The organism is Pelosinus baikalensis (assembly GCF_020819555.1).
Lineage (GTDB): Bacteria > Bacillota > Negativicutes > DSM-13327 > DSM-13327 > Pelosinus > Pelosinus baikalensis.
Window position 1 is genome coordinate 227,479 of the sequence record NZ_JAJHJB010000001.1, and the last position, 17,506, is coordinate 244,984.

18 protein-coding genes are annotated in these 17,506 nt (G+C 39.7%); 1 reads left to right on the forward strand and 17 read right to left on the reverse strand.

Features of this window, described 5'->3' with window-relative positions; translation table 11 throughout:
- Positions 1-16 precede the first annotated feature (16 nt).
- The 11 genes from LMF89_RS00965 to LMF89_RS01015 form a co-directional block, all read right to left on the reverse strand.
- On the reverse strand, positions 17-994 hold the full coding sequence (locus tag LMF89_RS00965) for a hydroxyacid dehydrogenase (RefSeq protein WP_229533465.1): 978 nt from the start codon (positions 992-994) through the stop codon (positions 17-19).
- A 137-nt stretch (positions 995-1,131) separates the two neighbouring features.
- Positions 1,132-2,007, reverse strand: a complete 876-nt coding sequence (gene dapA / locus LMF89_RS00970) for a 4-hydroxy-tetrahydrodipicolinate synthase (RefSeq protein WP_229533466.1) — start codon at positions 2,005-2,007, stop codon at positions 1,132-1,134.
- A 45-nt stretch (positions 2,008-2,052) separates the two neighbouring features.
- A complete protein-coding gene (gene pdxA, locus LMF89_RS00975) occupies positions 2,053-3,054 on the reverse strand; it encodes a 4-hydroxythreonine-4-phosphate dehydrogenase PdxA (protein WP_229533467.1) in 1,002 nt (333 codons plus the stop codon).
- A gap of 64 nt (positions 3,055-3,118) precedes the next feature.
- The gene (locus LMF89_RS00980) at positions 3,119-4,423 is read right to left on the reverse strand and encodes a four-carbon acid sugar kinase family protein (RefSeq protein WP_229533468.1); all 1,305 of its coding nucleotides are present in this window, start codon (positions 4,421-4,423) and stop codon (positions 3,119-3,121) included.
- A 146-nt stretch (positions 4,424-4,569) separates the two neighbouring features.
- Entirely contained in the window at positions 4,570-6,474 is a 1,905-nt protein-coding gene (locus LMF89_RS00985; RefSeq protein WP_229533469.1) for a sigma 54-interacting transcriptional regulator, read from the reverse strand.
- A 381-nt stretch (positions 6,475-6,855) separates the two neighbouring features.
- The gene (locus LMF89_RS00990; protein WP_229533470.1) at positions 6,856-8,172 is read right to left on the reverse strand and encodes an amidohydrolase; all 1,317 of its coding nucleotides are present in this window, start codon (positions 8,170-8,172) and stop codon (positions 6,856-6,858) included.
- A 29-nt stretch (positions 8,173-8,201) separates the two neighbouring features.
- Entirely contained in the window at positions 8,202-8,654 is a 453-nt protein-coding gene (locus LMF89_RS00995) for a hypothetical protein (protein WP_229533471.1), read from the reverse strand.
- Positions 8,654-9,448, reverse strand: coding sequence for a DUF3100 domain-containing protein (locus LMF89_RS01000; RefSeq protein ID WP_229533472.1), 795 nt, complete (start codon positions 9,446-9,448; stop codon positions 8,654-8,656). The genes LMF89_RS00995 and LMF89_RS01000 overlap by 1 nt, the downstream gene beginning before the upstream one ends.
- 214 nt (positions 9,449-9,662) lie before the next feature.
- Complete coding sequence (locus tag LMF89_RS01005; RefSeq protein WP_229533473.1) at positions 9,663-10,988, reverse strand: helix-turn-helix domain-containing protein; 1,326 nt, start codon at positions 10,986-10,988, stop codon at positions 9,663-9,665.
- Between the two features lie 244 nt (positions 10,989-11,232).
- The gene (locus tag LMF89_RS01010) at positions 11,233-11,442 is read right to left on the reverse strand and encodes a CopZ family metallochaperone (RefSeq protein WP_229533474.1); all 210 of its coding nucleotides are present in this window, start codon (positions 11,440-11,442) and stop codon (positions 11,233-11,235) included.
- Positions 11,443-11,542: 100 nt separating this feature from the next.
- Positions 11,543-11,833, reverse strand: coding sequence for a dehydroquinate synthase/iron-containing alcohol dehydrogenase family protein (locus tag LMF89_RS01015; protein ID WP_229533475.1), 291 nt, complete (start codon positions 11,831-11,833; stop codon positions 11,543-11,545).
- A 254-nt stretch (positions 11,834-12,087) separates the two neighbouring features.
- Between LMF89_RS01015 and LMF89_RS01020 the strand changes: the two genes are divergently transcribed.
- Positions 12,088-12,432, forward strand: a complete 345-nt coding sequence (locus tag LMF89_RS01020) for a hypothetical protein (protein ID WP_229533476.1) — start codon at positions 12,088-12,090, stop codon at positions 12,430-12,432.
- 81 nt (positions 12,433-12,513) lie between these two features.
- On the opposite strand, the gene LMF89_RS01025 is transcribed toward LMF89_RS01020, so the two are convergent.
- The 6 genes from LMF89_RS01025 to LMF89_RS01050 form a co-directional block, all read right to left on the reverse strand.
- Positions 12,514-13,326, reverse strand: a complete 813-nt coding sequence (locus tag LMF89_RS01025; RefSeq protein WP_229533477.1) for an HAD-IIA family hydrolase — start codon at positions 13,324-13,326, stop codon at positions 12,514-12,516.
- Positions 13,327-14,706 (reverse strand): sn-glycerol-1-phosphate dehydrogenase, encoded by a 1,380-nt coding sequence (locus LMF89_RS01030; RefSeq protein WP_229533478.1) that lies wholly within the window; start codon positions 14,704-14,706, stop codon positions 13,327-13,329.
- A gap of 138 nt (positions 14,707-14,844) precedes the next feature.
- Positions 14,845-15,660 (reverse strand): PTS system mannose/fructose/sorbose family transporter subunit IID, encoded by an 816-nt coding sequence (locus LMF89_RS01035; protein WP_229533479.1) that lies wholly within the window; start codon positions 15,658-15,660, stop codon positions 14,845-14,847.
- Positions 15,661-15,681: 21 nt separating this feature from the next.
- Positions 15,682-16,443 (reverse strand): PTS mannose/fructose/sorbose/N-acetylgalactosamine transporter subunit IIC, encoded by a 762-nt coding sequence (locus tag LMF89_RS01040; RefSeq protein WP_229533480.1) that lies wholly within the window; start codon positions 16,441-16,443, stop codon positions 15,682-15,684.
- 102 nt (positions 16,444-16,545) lie between these two features.
- Entirely contained in the window at positions 16,546-17,019 is a 474-nt protein-coding gene (locus LMF89_RS01045; protein ID WP_229533481.1) for a PTS sugar transporter subunit IIB, read from the reverse strand.
- A 15-nt stretch (positions 17,020-17,034) separates the two neighbouring features.
- Positions 17,035-17,457, reverse strand: a complete 423-nt coding sequence (locus LMF89_RS01050) for a PTS sugar transporter subunit IIA (RefSeq protein WP_007960114.1) — start codon at positions 17,455-17,457, stop codon at positions 17,035-17,037.
- Positions 17,458-17,506: the final 49 nt, after the last annotated feature.

Genomic DNA, 17,506 nt, shown 5'->3' on the forward strand with positions numbered 1-17,506 from the left:
CATATTTTAATGAACATTATTGAGTCCACCGCGGGTGTTCATAGGCCTTGGGATTGCATACGTTCTTCCAGCGTTGACCATTGATTACCGCAATCACGCCTTCTGCTGCCATGGTTGCTACACCTGAGGCTGCCTCTTTGGTCTGCCCTGCCATATGGGGAGATACGATAATATTGTCATACTTAAATAAAGGTTCATCAACAGTCACCGGTTCATTCTCAAAAACATCCGTGGCTGCGCTATGTATTTGATTCTCTTCTAACGCTTTTGTCAAAGCAGCTTCATCAATAATACCGCCCCGGGAGCAATTAATTAAAATGCCACTTGACTTCATTATTTTTAGCTCCGCTGTACCAATGAGATTTTTGGTTTTAGGTGTCAAAGGAACATGTAAAGAAATCACATCGCTTATTTTTAAAACCGCATTCAATTCTGTTTCATGTTGATATCCTTGTTCAGTGATTGCTTCCGGTGCAACAAATGGATCATACACAACAACTTTCATTCCAACACCAGACGCCATCTTTGCAAGAACACTGCCAATATGACCATAACCAACCAAACCTAATGTTTTGCCATATATCTCAAAAGCTTTATAACTGCTTCGTATATTAAAATTACCTTTACGAAGCTCTCTATCGCTATGCACCATATCCTTTGCCGCAGCAAACATAAAGGCAAAAGCATGTTCGGCTACCGAACGAGTATTAGCGCCAGGAGCAATGACTACAGGAATACCAAGTTCCGTTGCAGCTTCCACATCCACATCGTCAACACCAACACCAGGACGTCCGATAACTTTTAAATTTTTTGCAGCCAGCATTGTTTCCCTGTCAATGGAGCCAATACGTATGATAAGACCTTCCGCATCAAGCAATTCAGGCAGCATTGCCTTTGGATCACCATTGTTTGTTATGGCAACCTTTACGTTTGCTTTTTCTAAAACAGCCATTCCATCATCGTGTAATCTATGGGATATAACAACTTTTTTCATTTTTAGCGCTCCTTGTTAGAAATTAGAGGAATTAGAGTTATAAACATAGAGTCAATACTGTTTCCTATCATCTGGGTAACTCATTAACTCTATGCTCTTACTCTTATATTTAAAAACTACAGATTAGCCTTTGATTACTATTTGTACAATTCAAAAACTTTAAGTAATGCTGCATCAATTTCAGGTTTATTGCAATTTGAAGGTTCCCGGCCTGGACCAACTGGGTGCCCCAGTAAGTTGACTGCACGTTTAACAACAGAGTTTGGATTGCCCATTTGCATAACATTTCGAAATGGTCTAATTTTCTTTTGTGCTTCATTTGCCTCTTCGATTTTACCCTGTGACCATAATTGATAGATACTCACCATTAATTCAGGAAATACATTCGAACAACCGGAAATCGCCCCTGTACCGCCTGCCAATAATGTCCAAAGAATCAATGAATCACTGCCAGCTAATACACTTAAGCGCGGGTCGGTATTTTCAATGTATTTTAACGTATTGTCAAAATTACCGCTGCTGTCTTTAATACCGATAATGTTTTGGTATTTCGCCAATTTTTTTACTGTGGTGTAATCGATATTATTGCCTGTTCTTGCCGGAATGTTATAAAGCAGGATTGGCAGATCAACAGCTTCCGCCACACTGCTGAAATGACGATATAAGTCATCTTGTGAAATACCGGCAAAGTATGGAGAGATAATGGATAATACATCGACCCCTAGCTCTTTAGCAATTTTTGACAGCTCAATTGTTTCCTGTGTTGTTATACAACCAGTACCCGCATATACAGGTACTCGGCCTTTTACTTCATCGACCGTAACCTTAATGATTTCGATTTTTTCTTCTTTTGAGAATGCATAGAATTCGCCATTTGTCCCTAGAGCAAAAATACCGTTAATTCCTGCGTTAATTAAGCGATTAATTTGACTGCGCAGTTCCTTTTCATTGAATTTTTCCTCTGCTGTTAAGGGAGTAAGAATAGGAGCAATAATGCCTTCTGGCTTAAACATAATAATCATCCTTTCAGTTTGAATTTTTATAGTATTTGATCTATTTTAAAGATCGGCAAATTTTACTTTTGCCATCTTTGCACCAAGTAATAATGACTCAGTCATACTTTTTCCATCTGCAATCCCTTTGCCTGCAATATCAAATGCGGTACCATGGTCAACAGAGGTTCTGATGAATGGTAACCCGACAGTAACATTCACTCCTGTTTCAAAACCTAACACTTTAATAGGAATATGCCCTTGATCGTGGTACATAACTACAACAATATCAAATTTTTCCCTAATTGCCGCCTGATAAAATACAGTATCTGGCGGTACCGGTCCGGTAACATCCATTCCCATTGCCTTTGCCTCATCAACAGCTGGTGTAATTTCCAGTTCATCTTCTGTACCAAACAAACCATGTTCGCCAGAATGAGGATTCAGTCCGGCTACGGCAATCCGCGGCTTTTCAATGCCCATCATTTTCAATGTATCATTTGCTAATCGAATGACACGCAGCACACGATCTTTTTTAACAAGATCACAAGCTTTTCTAAGCGGTACATGAGTTGTCACATGAATGACTTTAAGAGCCCCACCGACTAGCATCATGGAATAATCTTTTTGCCCGGATAAAGCCCCCAGTATTTCTGTATGCCCCGGATAATGACAGCCGCCAAGATTTAATGCCTCTTTATTTAAAGGAGCAGTGACGATTGCATGGATTTCTGCTTTCAGTGCATAGCCAACCGCTTTTTCAATATATTCATAGGCTGCTTTACCAGCTCTTCCATCAACTTGTGCAAAAGGCAAATCCAAGGGTAAATTATCTAAGTCAACAACATCAATCGTTCCATAAGTTTTGCCAGCTAGACTTGGTTCTTGAACCGTCCGGCATTTTAAGTCCCCCCCGACAATCCCGATGGCACGTTCCATTATTTTTTTATCGCCAAAAACCACGGGTCTTGCAATCTCATATATTTCTTTTGCAGCCAAAGCTTTGACAATAATCTCCGGACCAATTCCTGCTGCATCACCCATGGTAATTCCTAATATCGGTTTCATCTGTTATTCCTCCTATCTTGTATATTTATCTAAGAACTCAGCTCGTTTTCAAATCCATATAGGATTAAATACAGTTTAGTTTTTCATCCACTTTTCGCATTGCCTGTATGGATAGAACAAATGCATCTTCCTGACCAAAGGCACCCGCTTTTGTTACCACCTGTAATCCATTGCAACAACCGCCGACCAATCGCCCCAGAGGAATACCAACAGCAACTTCCTCCAGTATTTCAATAGCCTCAGCCCCTAAGGAACGGCAAACATGGATGGCTGTATCACCGCCAGTAAGAACCATCCCAGCCAATTGATAATCTGTTAACTGTATGGCAATATCACCTAAAGCAACCGCCGTTTGCTCACTCACTTCGGTACTGCTAAGTCCGCAAATTTTTCCCGCTGCTACAGCGGCAAGAACATCACAGTCATCAACCGCGCTGGCAATTACTATGTCTTTACCCTGCTCCAATTGTTTTTTCGCTTGTATTGTGCATTGCCTTATTTCTAGTTCTTTATCCTGGATAAGGTTGGCTACATTCATTTTTACTAGTTCAATATTCGGTAAATTCAGCGCTGTACTAATCTGTGCTTGGGTGACCTTACTCACACTGCCGGCAATCACCAGCACAGGTCCTTTTGCTGCAATCCCTATGTTTTTTTGCTCAGCGGACCATTGATAAAAATCTGGTAATTGTTCTGCCAAGCCTGCCGAACCTACCCACAAAACCTTATGAAAGCCTTGTGTTGCTTTGACAATACGTTCTAAATGTTCATCCAATACTGCATCAAAAACGATCCATTTTTCACCACATTCCAGACATTGCTTAATGGCTTGTTTTACTGCTTCTAATCCTTTCATGACAACATGGAGTGAAATTAAGCCAATCTTACTATCGGTTTGTTTATGTAATAATTCCACAATCCGCGATTCATCTACTGGACTCTTCGGCGCATGAGCAATTTCAGTTAATTCGATTGGAATCTGGTCTAACAAATGATATCCACCTACAGTTACCCGTTTATTACTGGGGAACGCAGGGGCAATCACAACTATCTCTGGTTGAAAGACCGTTGCCGTCGCTTCTATTTCAGCACCCAGATTTCCCCTCAGGGTGGAATCAACTTTTTTGTAGATGTTTTTTACACCACTATCCTGCAAAACTTCGCAAACTGATTTTACCCGGTCATAAGCCGCCGCTGGCACAATATCTCTACTATCAGTATCTATAACAATCACATCAGCAGTTTCTTTCAGTATCTTTTTCTGATCAAAATCAATTCTCACACAACTGCTTATATTACGTTTAGAAAATTGTACTGCTGTATCATTTGCACCCGTTATGTCATCTGCAATAACCGCTAGTTTTATCATCTCTATCACCTTCTCTCTATTGCACCTCGCTGCTATGTATTGCAAACTTCGTGCCAACATGATTTTCCTTGATAATACTGGATTTATTTCTGCAACATAAAAAATACGTTGCATTTCTGCAACGTTTTTAGTGCAATATGCACGCATTATTTTTTTGCTGCTTTGGCATTTAATTTTCGCCATAAGGTAGTTCGATGAATCCCAAGCCTGGCTGCTGCCCGATTATAATTATATTCCTCTTCCCTCAGCACACGCAGTAAGATCTCATGTTCCACCATAGCCAAACTATCTTTCATCTCACCTTTTTCGCGGCTTCCTTCTCCTACTGATTCGCCTTCTTCATCATAGGCTTCAATCATATCCTGCTTGCTAATAATTGGTCCGCTGCTTAAGAGCATAGCTCGCTCTATTGTATTTGCCAGTTGTCTAATATTTCCTGGCCAGTTGCGCTGCTTTAAATACTCCCTGGCTTCCAAATGAATCCCCGTAATCTTCCCATTGATATGTTTCATTTTTTTGATCATTTCTTTTGCAAGCAGCGGGATATCTTCTATTCTTTCACGCAACGTCGGCATATGAATACGCAGTATATTAAGCCGGTAATAAAGATCTTGCCGAAAATTCTTTTCTTCGATTAGTTTTGCTAAATTTTGATTGGTTGCAGCAACAATACGTACATCTACCGGAATAACGGTATCGCCCCCTAAATGCATCACTGCTTTTTCCTGTAATACACGCAGTAATCTTGATTGGAGGGATAAAGGCATTTCACCAATTTCATCTAAGAAAAGGGTTCCGCCATGGGCCAGTTCAAATAATCCTTGCCTGCCACCTTTTTTAGCTCCGGTAAAGGCCCCTTCCGCGTAACCAAACAATTCACTTTCCAATAAATTTTCAGGCAATGCTGCACAATTTACAGCCACAAAAGGCCCCTCAGCTCGGGTACTCACATTGTGGATACTTTGCACCAGCATTTCCTTGCCGGTACCAGACTCTCCGGTAATTAAAATGGTTGATTGCGTCAATGCATATTTCGCGGCCTTACGTTTTAATGCATTACAAGCTGATGATAATCCAACAATATCAGCCATTTTTATTCGAGCCACCAAACCTTTGGCATGTAGTTTTTTACGAACATTCTGTTCTAACTGCTGCAATTGTGATACATTTTGGAAGTTATAAATGCTGCCAATGATTTCACCTTTCACCTTGATTTGATTATATTTAATCGTCAATGTCTTATCACCAATGCGTTGTACATCAGCCATTTTCTCGCTGGAATCATCATTTCCTGCCAGCGAGAATTGGGGAATGACGGTTTGCAGCTGATTGCCGATAGCTTCCAAATGGGATACTTGGAAAATTTTTTCCGCCATAGGATTAAAAATAGTAATTCGATCATTGGTATCCGTTGCAATAATACCTTCTGCTGACGTATCAATCACAGTGCCTAATAACTCTGATTTCTCTTGTTCTTCCCGCCGGATATGTGCAATTAATGCTGCTTCGTTGATGGCTTTATAAATTGCTTCTTTGCCAGACTGAATCAATGCCCCCTGCACACCAATACGTGCCGCTAATTTCGTTGATATTGCATCACCAACAATGAGCTCTACGCCGTTTTCTACTGCAGCAGCAATTTTTTCTGGAGCCTCATTTTCATTTTTCAAAGCAATTTCCACAAAAGTAATGCCCAGCAGCGTTGCTAAATCCTCACAGCCATAAATCACATTTTCAAACCCTGCGATACCGATTTTCTCAGGATACTCAGTGCTTTGCCTTAATGCACGCAGCACATCCATTACAGTGACTTGGATATGCACAGTAGGTATATTTACATTTTTTTTTATCAAGTTAGCCGTACCACCACGGCTAACAACTACTTCAACACCATCTTCCACCGCCTGCTTAACAATAGCAATGCATTCTTGCAGATCTCCCTTGACTACCTTAATGAGATGTGACGAATCAGCAAACCGTTCCGCTACCACTTCCTCTGCCAACTTTGCTAAATCCGCAAATGGCGCTACAAATAAAATCCTTGCCTCCACAATTGACTACCTCACTTTTAAATCCAGTAATTAACCATCAATCAAAAAGTTTTCAACAAACAGCTCGTAGAAATTTCTATTACTCTTATACTAACCTGAAACTTGCTATCAAGTCAAAATAAGTAATACTTGTAATAGGAAGAATAGCAATCTATAATTTATTTATGTTTTTACCGCAACAAATAGAAACAATCCCAACAGATCAACCACCCATTTCGAAGGTATATCTACGCACCATTAAGAAGGAGCTGCTACTATGATTTATCTCATCATAATAACAGATATACAAATTTAGAAGGGAACCACTCATTGGCGAGTGATTCCCTTCTAATCTATCCTCTTATATTATCCATTGCAATAGATGACTTGTACCAAACTCTTTTAATCCGCTTGATTAAAAGAATTTAAAAATTCCACGTATTTTTCTTTGGTCAACAATGGTTTATAATCATGCAATATGTTCTCTGCTGCTTGACCATCGCCATACAATAGGTCAATAATCGTCATCGCCAGTGCCTGGGCGGACTTAATATAAGCCGCATGAACATCAGCCACAACATATTCCTTACTATGCAGAGCACCTGATACACAAGCAAGCCAAGGATGTATCGTCGGCATAATATGAGAAAGATCACCGGTATCGGTGCTGCCAGCTTCATGCGTCCCGTCAATCACCTGGGTTTGTCCGTATAACACTTCCGCATTGCCTCTAAATACTTGATTCAGATCCTGGTTATTGTACATTGGCAAATAACCGGGTAAACTTTGAATAGACACTTCAGCGCCTACTGCATCCCCACCAGCGCGCAGGGCACGGTCAATCTTTCCATTGCTTTCTTGCAGTGCCTCCATAGTGGCAGCACGAACATAACTTTCCATGCGCACATCTTCGGGTATTACGTTGACTAAATCACCACCTTGGGTAATGATCGGATGAAACCGTACATAATCTTGTTCACGGAAAGTCTCCCGTTGGGCATTGACTCCCATTATGCCTAACATGGCTGCATTCAGAGCATTAATTCCTTCTGAAGGCGCCATTGCGGCATGAGCAGCTTTACCTCGATACTTAACCAATTTGCCGATAAATCCATTACTGGTACTGCCAAGACGGATGAAACTATCAGCCTGGGTATTGGTGAGTAAATGAATTTGCAGGGCCATATCAATATCATCAAAAGCCCCCAGGTGAATCAATTCCTGCTTACCGCCAAGATACGTGATTTTACCTTCTTCACGAAGCTTATTGCGATAGGAAATCTCAACATATTCTTCTGCCGGAACAGCGAAAAGCACTACATCTCCAGCTAAGTATTCCATGGCACCTGTTTCCAGTAAGGCTCTGCCTACAGCCATCAATATTGCAATCTGAACGTTATGACCACAACAATGAGCAGCACCACTTAAAGGATCTGCGCCAGGATGGGCAGCGCAAGTAACAGCATCAAGCTCACCTAGTATGGCAACGGTACGGTTAGATTTTTTACCTTTGAGACGTCCCTTGACACCGGTAAGTGCCACCCCTTTTTCATAAGATACGCCTAATTCACGAAATATTTCTTCTACCTTGGAAGCAGTCTTCGTTTCTTTAAAACCCAGCTCTGGTTCTTTATAGATAGACTCTCCCAACGCAAGGATTTGTTCTTTACTTGCTTCTATTGCCTGACAAATCTTTTGTTTTAATTCTTCCTTTTTCATAGCCTACCTCCAGCACCAATTTTTTTATATTAAATCGCGCCTTCCCATTTTAGGACAAATTGGGCAATAATCGCAGCAAATAAAAAAGTCCCCGTCATCACAGCCAATGTTACCGGTACGATTTTCCAAGATAACTTTTTAAATAACTCAATATCTTTCCCCAATGATAATCCGGCATAGGCCAAGATAGGAGTAGTAACAGCTAAAAATTGTACCTTTTTTGTTATTTGGATAATCCATGCGCTGCCAGGAAAACTGGGGAGAGAAATAATAATGGCAACAATGGAGATCCAAAAAACCATAGGCAATTTATTCAGTCCAGGCACTTGGCTGACAGCCATTCCAATAAGACCAATCACAATTATGACAAGAACACCTAATAGGGAACTATACCAATCTACTTGATAGCCAATGACATTACCAACTGCCATAAGCAATCCTGATAGTATCATGGCAACGGTCATATTCTGCAATTTATTCATTATACCTTCTCCTTTGCAGTCTCTTTATCGCTCTGAAACTTGCTTAAAAAATTATACAGTTTGGTCGCCAATGGTAAAGAAAAAAAGAGACTTACATAAATGCCCAAGATAGTAGACATTAAGTTCGCTGCCCCTGCATAGGCCCGAATTTGTTGTTCCATCTCCGGATAGGCTGCAATAATGGAACCAACTGAAGCCGCCATCATGCTGCCGCTGCCTACACCTGACCCCATAGCCAATGCATAGGGATGAAGAATTCCCAATTTGGCAACAACCCCTGTTAAAATCGACAGCCATACTGCGCCAACTAGCGTTCCACAGATATACGTGGCCATTACACCCCGTCCTTCTGGCGAATCAAGTCCGTACTTCTCTGCAATAATGGCAATATTGGGTTCTCTCGCAACAGAATACGTAGCGCCAATGGATTCTCTCCCCATCCTTAAAAATACAGCAATTGGCAAGCCTAATATAACCGTGCCGAAGAAATGGCCGATTTCTTGAAGGAGCAGCGCTCCTTTCGAATGAAATAACAAGGATAAATTCGGTCCAATATCCAAGCCAATTTTAACGATTAAAAGCATCATAGCAATGGGCAAAATCCCAGCAGCCACTTCCATTTGCTTTGTTGATAGAATCTTAAATTTAGGAAAACTGATGATGCCGCCAAGTACCAATGCATGCAATAGCGGCAGCAAAATAATGAGACCATACTTTATAATTCCAAGGTTCTCTGACATAACAACAATAATAAGTACTAAAAGATGAATTTTCCAATTACGTAAAATATCCACTACATCACTCCCAAATTATTTTTAGAAATTTGTTTTTATGATATTTTTTCTTTTGCAAATCACCTCTTTTATTTAAGGAATATATACGGTATTTTTCCTAAAATGATTATATAGCAGCATGATTAGAAACAGCAAGTACCTTTGTATATCTTCAATTGTTCTAAATGGAAAATAAGAGAATACCATGCAAAAAGCATATGGTATTCTCGACGAATCAATGTTTTTCATTTTTATACGAGGCTATTTGGTACAGTTTGTTTGGCCGCCCTCTTGCTGCTGCATACTCTTCGCCAACCTGCTCAACTAATCCAGCTTCACAGAGACTCGTTATAATCCTTCGAACATTCCGCTCGGTAACCGACATCTGAGCAGCCAGTTGAGAAATTGAAAAGGAGCTCCCCCCCATACGTTGTACAATGTTTTCTATTTTGCAGTACGTCTTAATTCCCACACTCACTCGATTTAGCTTCTTTAGCAGCTCCGTATCATTGGAATAAAATTCATAGCTTAATGCTTTGTTGTTTTTAACTACCTCAACCATTTTGCCATCATCCTGCACAATAACAATACGTGCTCCCTTTTGCTCTTTAGTGTTGCGAAGTGCACGATGAGCGTTGATCTCACCAGCAAAAACGGTTTCCCCAAAACCGATACCGGCTGTAACAGGAACATCAATATTTATTGCCAATAGTAATTGCTCAATTGTATCTTGCAGCATGGTTATTTCCCGCTGCACCGCCCCGCGGGAGCTAAAAATTTCATATACGCCCGTTCCTTTATCCAACAGATAGCCATCCAAACTCTTGCAAAGAGGCAATAAAATTGCCTTTAGCCTTAACTCTAAGATTTGCAGATCATAGGGGGTCTTCGCTCTTGCAATAATTTCTCCATAGCTGCTAATTTCAATAATCACCAAACCCACTTGGGTATTCTTAAAGTAGGATGACTGTACTTTCTCAATAATAATTTTGATAGATTGATAAATCTCTCTTTCACTTAACGTAAAGTGATAAACAGGAACGTCTTCTTTTTGCAATGCATTCATAACACTGCGCAAAGCAGTTATCACTCCATCAATTTTCCCCTCCCGCCACAATTGAAGATGAAACTGAATAATCTCTTCTGGGTCATATTGGCGGTTGTAATACTTAATGTAAACATCGCTCCATGGTATTCCCGTAGCACGGAGTAATTGCTCTATATCTACTTCCGCTTCAATGAAATCAACAGAAATACGTTCTAAAACCACTTTGTGCTCAAAGGCCATTTGCAGACAGCATAGGTAGAATCCTCCACCCATTGTCTGGCAATAGGCTACCGTATCATCCGCTTCTATATACTCCTGGGCAATGATATAGGGAACGGGACCAGAAAAAAGCCAGCCTTTCACCTGGCTTCGATGCTCCTGTAAAATCCTTTGGATTTCCATCTCGTCGTCATAAGGAAAGGGTATAAATTCAACTTCATGACTGACGTCTGCAGCCACCTCCAGAATCCGCTCCACAGTACGTTCGGGACCGATTACGCCAATTCTATGCATATATGATTACTCCTATCTTTTCTTTTACATATGTAAAAATTCGTAATAATTGAATGTTCAGAGTCTTTTCGAGTCAGAATGTTGCTCTTCTTACTTTTCAAGTCTTTGTGCTTTATTAAGATAATCATACCATAGAAAGAGCAGAATTTCCCCTAAGCCTTGCTGCATTGAAAAGAAATACCCTATAAAGTAGACATCTCCTTGTCTACTTTATAGGGTATTTTCCTCTAGGTTATGAATAGCATTATGCAACTACATCAAAACCCACTTCTTCTATCGCTTGGTGAAGGGCGGCAAGCACTGCAGAACCAGTCACTACCGCTTCTTTTTTCTCTAAATTAACAGCAGCGCTCGTAACTCCTGCAACTTCTTTAAGAGCCTTCTCGACGGCTGCCTTACAATGTCCGCAAGACATACCCTCAATTTTTATTATGATTTCACCCGTTTGAGCCATTTTTATTCACCTCCTCTTCCTCATTATGCCATACCCCCGTACAGTATAATAAAAAGTATATAACAATCATTTTATCTAGTCAAGACCATGATCATAGTACTTAACTTTTTACGATACTCAGCCTTTTGTGATTTCTACCGATAACACCCGCTTTTTGAATGGCTTTTTCTATATTTTTCTTTAAATTCTCTTCATTTTCCCTATCTAAACCAACTCGCTTCAAATCCACAGCTCTTGCAATTACTGTAATTTTTTCTGGAAGATTGTCTATGATCCCAAGCTGCTCAAGACTTATGGGGAGTCCTAATTCATCAATTTGATTTACAAGTTTTTCTACTTCAGCATCAGATTTTTCTTCTAAAATCAGCTGAACGATCAGTCCAAATATCACTCTCTCACCATGAAGGCTGTCTTGCGCCTCCGGGAAATGGGTAAGGCTGTTGTCTTCTCTCCTTAAAACATTTTCATTGCCTTCTACAGCATAACTTCCTCTTTGGCTTATCTATTTCCTTTTAAGTACCACTATTATTTGCAATATTGATTATTTAAATTAGGAAGATTCATCTGAATTTATACACGTTACATATTAGAATTGCGTAATATATATAAGGGGAAAGCCAAATATATGTAAAAGGAGAAAAATGTATGAAAATTCGAAAAGAAGACTTTGTTGACTGTGTCGGATCAGTAACTATAGTAACAGATGACCGTATTATATTTCAGGGACAGATCAAGAGATTTGAAGGTCGTTATTGCAAGCAGGAATGGCCGAAGGTGGAAGTGAAAGCAAAATTGGAAGATGAGCCTGAATTTATTGTACTGTCACTATCTTGCGAACCTGCAATAATAAGAGATAACGCCACAATACAGACCATAAATCCCGAACTATTTCGAGAAGGTGATATTGTTAGAATCAATGTAGATGAAATTATCGCCATTGGTCCAAGCAATGGTTGTATTGATGACGTTGATCTTGCGGAGGAAGAATAAAAAATATTAAAGTTTGTGAGAAAAGCACCCTTCAGGGTGCTTTTCTTATTGCAAAAAATAAACTACGCAATAGGAACAGAATTACGCAAAATAGGCTTTTAATTCCTTTAGTGAATCAAATATTAAAGTTGGATGTATCTCAGACTTCTGCAAATCTCCTAACTTAGTTTCACCTGATAAAACCAGAATCGTCACCAAGCCATTTCCTTTGCCAAGTGCAATATCCGTATATAATCGGTCGCCAACCACAGCAATTTCCTCTTCTTTGAAACCTGTATCTTTCAAAATATACTGCAAGGTATGAGTTGTCGGCTTACCAAAGTATTCTGGTGAAATCCCAGTAGAAGCTGTAATCATGGCGCATATGGACCCGCAATCGGGAATAAAGCCATCCTCCGTTGGACAATTAAAATCAGGATGAACCCCCAAGAAAATCGCCCCTGCGCGAATAAACTTACAAGCCTTGGATACCTTCTCATAAGCTAAGGTTGTATCAAAACCTACAACTACTACATCCGGGTCTTCTTCTACTAAATGTATATTGGAATTTTGAAAGTCACTTGTTAAATATTCATTTCCCAATAGAAATACTTTTTTCCCTGGCATTGCTTCTTGCAAATGACGGATAATGACATGATTTGAAATCAACATCGCATTCTCTTTTACATCATAGCCCATATGATGAATTTTATTGATATAGAACTCTGCATTTTGGGAAGAATTATTGGTAAAAAATTTAAAAGCAATCTTATTTTTTTCTAGTGTTTCTAAGAATTCAATGGCACCATCTAATAATTTACCACCTAAATATACCGTTCCGTCTAAATCCAGAATAAAGCATTTTACCTTATGTAAAATATCTTGTGCTTTACTTTTCACTGCCATTCCATTCATTTATGCTTCTTCCTTCTTTAAGTAATCATGAACCTCATGAGCAAATTCTTCTAAAAGTTCAAGGTCAGATAATAAATTAAGGATGGTATATCTTGTCCGAACTTCTTTTGCCATCAGAATGCCATTGATGACATGTTGCTCATCAATGCCGACTTCCCTGGGACGGCTCGCTCCTCCAGCATGTTTAAGAATGGCTGTAATCTTTCTTGCCGAAGGCATACACTTAACGATATCGATAATTTCATCCATATTTTCTTGGATGGTATGAATCCTTGCAATTCTCTTAGCTACAGAGTTTCGTTGTTCTTTTTCATTGATATGAATAATTTCCTGAGCAGCTTTTTGATAGAGACTTTCAACACTTTTCTTCCATTGCTCCTGATCAAATGAATTGGCTTTGCTAATAGCGTCGTCAAAATCAATCGTTGATTGGGCTAATAGTTCACTCAACTTTGCCGTAATTACGGCAGCGATCCCTACCTTTGTACCATGCAGAACAGCCTTCTTATGTTCAAATAAAAACATCATCTCCCAATAATGGGCTAAGTGATGCTCTGAACCGGAAGCGGGTCTTGAATTGCCGACAAAGCTCATGGCAATCCCCGTCACTACCAGGGCTTCCATCAAGTTTTTAATGGCACCTTCGTCTCTGCTTTTTATTCCTTCTACATTATTGATACATTTTGTCATGGATTCCGTAACCATTTTTACAACTACATCACAATAATATTCACCATTAATCACTTTACCCAATTTCCAATCGGTTAAAGCTGAATATTTTCCAACAATATCCCCAAAACCAGCGATAATCATATTCATAGGTGCTTGCTTTACTATAGTAATATCTCCAATGATGGCTTTGGGACAGACACATTCAAAAGAGGTTTTAAGATTATCAACAATTAAGGCGGCTCCAGTGGAAGCAAAGCCATCCATGGAGGGGGCTGTTGCTATAATAATAGCTGGAATGCTGATTTTGTGGCTGACAAATTTAGCTAAGTCATTGAGTGTACCTGTACCTATGGTAACAATTACATCTGTATCCTTTTCCACTTGAATCAGCAATGTGCCTACGGCTGCTTCGTCAGGAACCAGCTCTCCCTCTCCTTGAAATACAAACTTTTTGTATGCAAAGTTTGCTTGCCTTAAGGCTGCTTCTACCTGCTTGCCAGCGACTTCATCCGTGTGAAGATCGGCAATGACCAATGCTTTTTTATATTGAAAATCTCTTAAGCATTCAGGCAGTTTATCAATCCCATCCTTTTCGATTAGGATACGATCTATCGCAACGCGATGGGCTTCTTTGCATTCGCAATGTATTTCATTGCCTAAAAAATCTTCTATTTCTAAGCGCTCAATCCTATCTAGTGTTATATTCATCTTTGCTGCTCCCTTATCACCAAATTTCCTTTTAAAACATATAAACGAATCGAACCACAAAGACACAAAGTACACAAAGGGTTCTATTTATATTTGTACCTTTGTGGTTGATAAATTCTATAAGAAACACTATAGCTCTTAAAATATACCTAAAATTCCTGTAACAGTACCTAAGGCTATTAAGATACCCATTAGCTTAATAGGAGAAACACCCTTTTTGACCATCGAAAGAACAATTAAAGTTAATGCCAGCGGAATCAATCCTGGCATGAGTTTGTCAAGCAAATCGGTCTGTAAGTTAAATTTCACTTGACCTACATCGAAACTAATTAAGGTTTGCAGGGGAATAAACCGTCCTACCAGCCCTCCCATGACAAGAGTTCCTAAAATCGATGCACCTTCAATTACCTTATTAATCATGCCGCCTTCTAAAATTTGCTCCACTGCCTTCTTGCCATAGGTATAGCCATTCATCCACATGGTAAGTTGAACGGTAGTCATAATAGTAAATTGCGCAATTAAGAAGATAATGGGACCTGCAAGATTTTGATTATTGGTAATGCCAATGCAGATCGCAAGCATAATGGGAGTAATAATCCCTTGGGTTAATGTATCCCCAATGCCTGCTAAAGGTCCCATTAAACCAGTCTTAATCCCATTGAAAGCACCATCAGTAATAGGCTTGCCATTGGCTTTTTCTTCTTCCATGGCAATGGTAATTCCATGAATCACAGCGCCGCATATAGGCTCTGTATTGAAAAAGGATAAATGCCGCTGTACTGCTGCCTTGGCATCTTCTTTATCAGGATATAATTTTTCGATAACAGGCAGCATGGAATGGGCAAATGCAGTAGCTTGCATTCTTTCATAGTTATAATTGGATTGGGCGAACATGTACCATCGAAACCAAGATTTAAGCACATCATTCTTCGTTAATGTCTTTGCAGTTTGCATGCTAACTTACCTCCTTCAAATTTATACGTTGACATCTTTTTTACCGGAATAGCGTATGGAAGTTACTGTCAGGGCTAACACAACACCCATAATGGCAATAATCAATATATCCTGTTTGAAATACACGGATAAAATAACACCTAAGACAAAAAACGGCATGGTAAAGGAATTGCCAATTAATTTCAAATTCATTGCGATACCCAGAGCAGGCAGCATGGCACCAATTACCGTAAACACATGCAGTACGCTAGGACTCATCACTCGCAGCATTCCTGATACAGCATCCGGTCCATAGAATACTACCAAGGTGGCAGGAATAAAACTAACTAAGAATAGCAAAATCTGAGGAGGAAATACATTGATAAAGGCTAACCGCCTTAAATTGCCTTTTTCAACCTCTTTATCCGCCCAATGAACAAAAAAGGAATTCACCGTCATTTTAGCAATCCAGAGCACCGTTGCAATGGTTCCTAAGGGTACTGATATCGCCATGGCAGTGGCTACATCCAGGTTAGAAACTAAAGCAAGAGCCGTTCCAACGTATCCTGCAAAGGAAGGGTCACCCATTTGGGCACCACCGGCTGAAATAAAACCTAAATAAATAACATTGATGCCCGCACCAATTAATGCTCCTTCCAAGGGCTGCCCTAAAATGATACCGGTAATAAATCCAGCTACCAGCGGTCGATTAAAGGTAAAGAAACCAACATAGGTAAACCAGGGACTCCATGAAAGATAATAAAAGACACCGATTAACGCAGCCTGTAAAAAAGAGATGTGCATACTTTTTTCCTCCTTTATTTTGTGTGTACTCTCGCCAAAATGATCCTATAGACGTAAACAGTCAAAAGATGAGTATAAGATAAGCATCATATACTTTGAAGATTAAATCATCGTTGCCATTGGCATTTTATTTGCATCAGGAACAATTTGTACAAAAACATCCACGCCAAGAGTCAATAGTTCTTTAAATATTGCTTTTTCTTCTGCCGATATCGAAATATTTCTGTAGAGCTGCTTTCTGCCCTGTGTTGCTCCCATACCGCCCAGATTTAAGTCGGCAATGTTAACTCCAGCCTCTATAAGACCAAGTACGGTTTTGGGCGTCTTAACTAAAATAATAACTCTTTCGCCAGCATCTTCTCCTGCTAGTGTTACAGCGGCATCCTGAGTATTAAAAATATCTACTTTTATAGAAGATGGTGCCGCCATCTTTAACACTTTTACCATAAAAGAATCTTCGGCTACCTCATCATCCACGACAATAATTCGATCTGCTTTGGTGATTTTTGTCCAGGCTGTAATCACCTGACCATGTATTAATCGGTCATCAATTCGAGTCAGAACAATATGTAACATAACATCCACCTCTTCTTACTTATTAGTTTCATCAAATCGTTCAATTTCTTTAAAAAGTTCTCTGATTCCCGTGATACCTGTCTGGATACATACATTCGTTAACTCATCTAATCCATAGGACTCTCTCATACTAAAAGCCTCAATGATCATTGGTAAACTGAAACCAGCAATACACCTAAAGTTACTGGTAATGGTGCTGCTCGCTTTGGCAGTATTGTTATAGGGACTCGCGCCAAATAAATCAGCAAATACCAGCACCCCCATTCCTGTATCTAATGCTTGGATGGCTGCATTGACCTTCTCGCAAAACGCTTCAATACTATCTCCGCGATAACATCCCAGCGCCAATGCCTTTTCCTGCTTCCCCAAAATTAGTTGAGCAGTTTGTAAAGCTGCTTCACCAAAATTTTCATGGGTTACTACTAAAATTCCAATCATTAAAATCCTCCTTTCTTTGTACTAAGTATTACTGCAACTCCTATGCCAA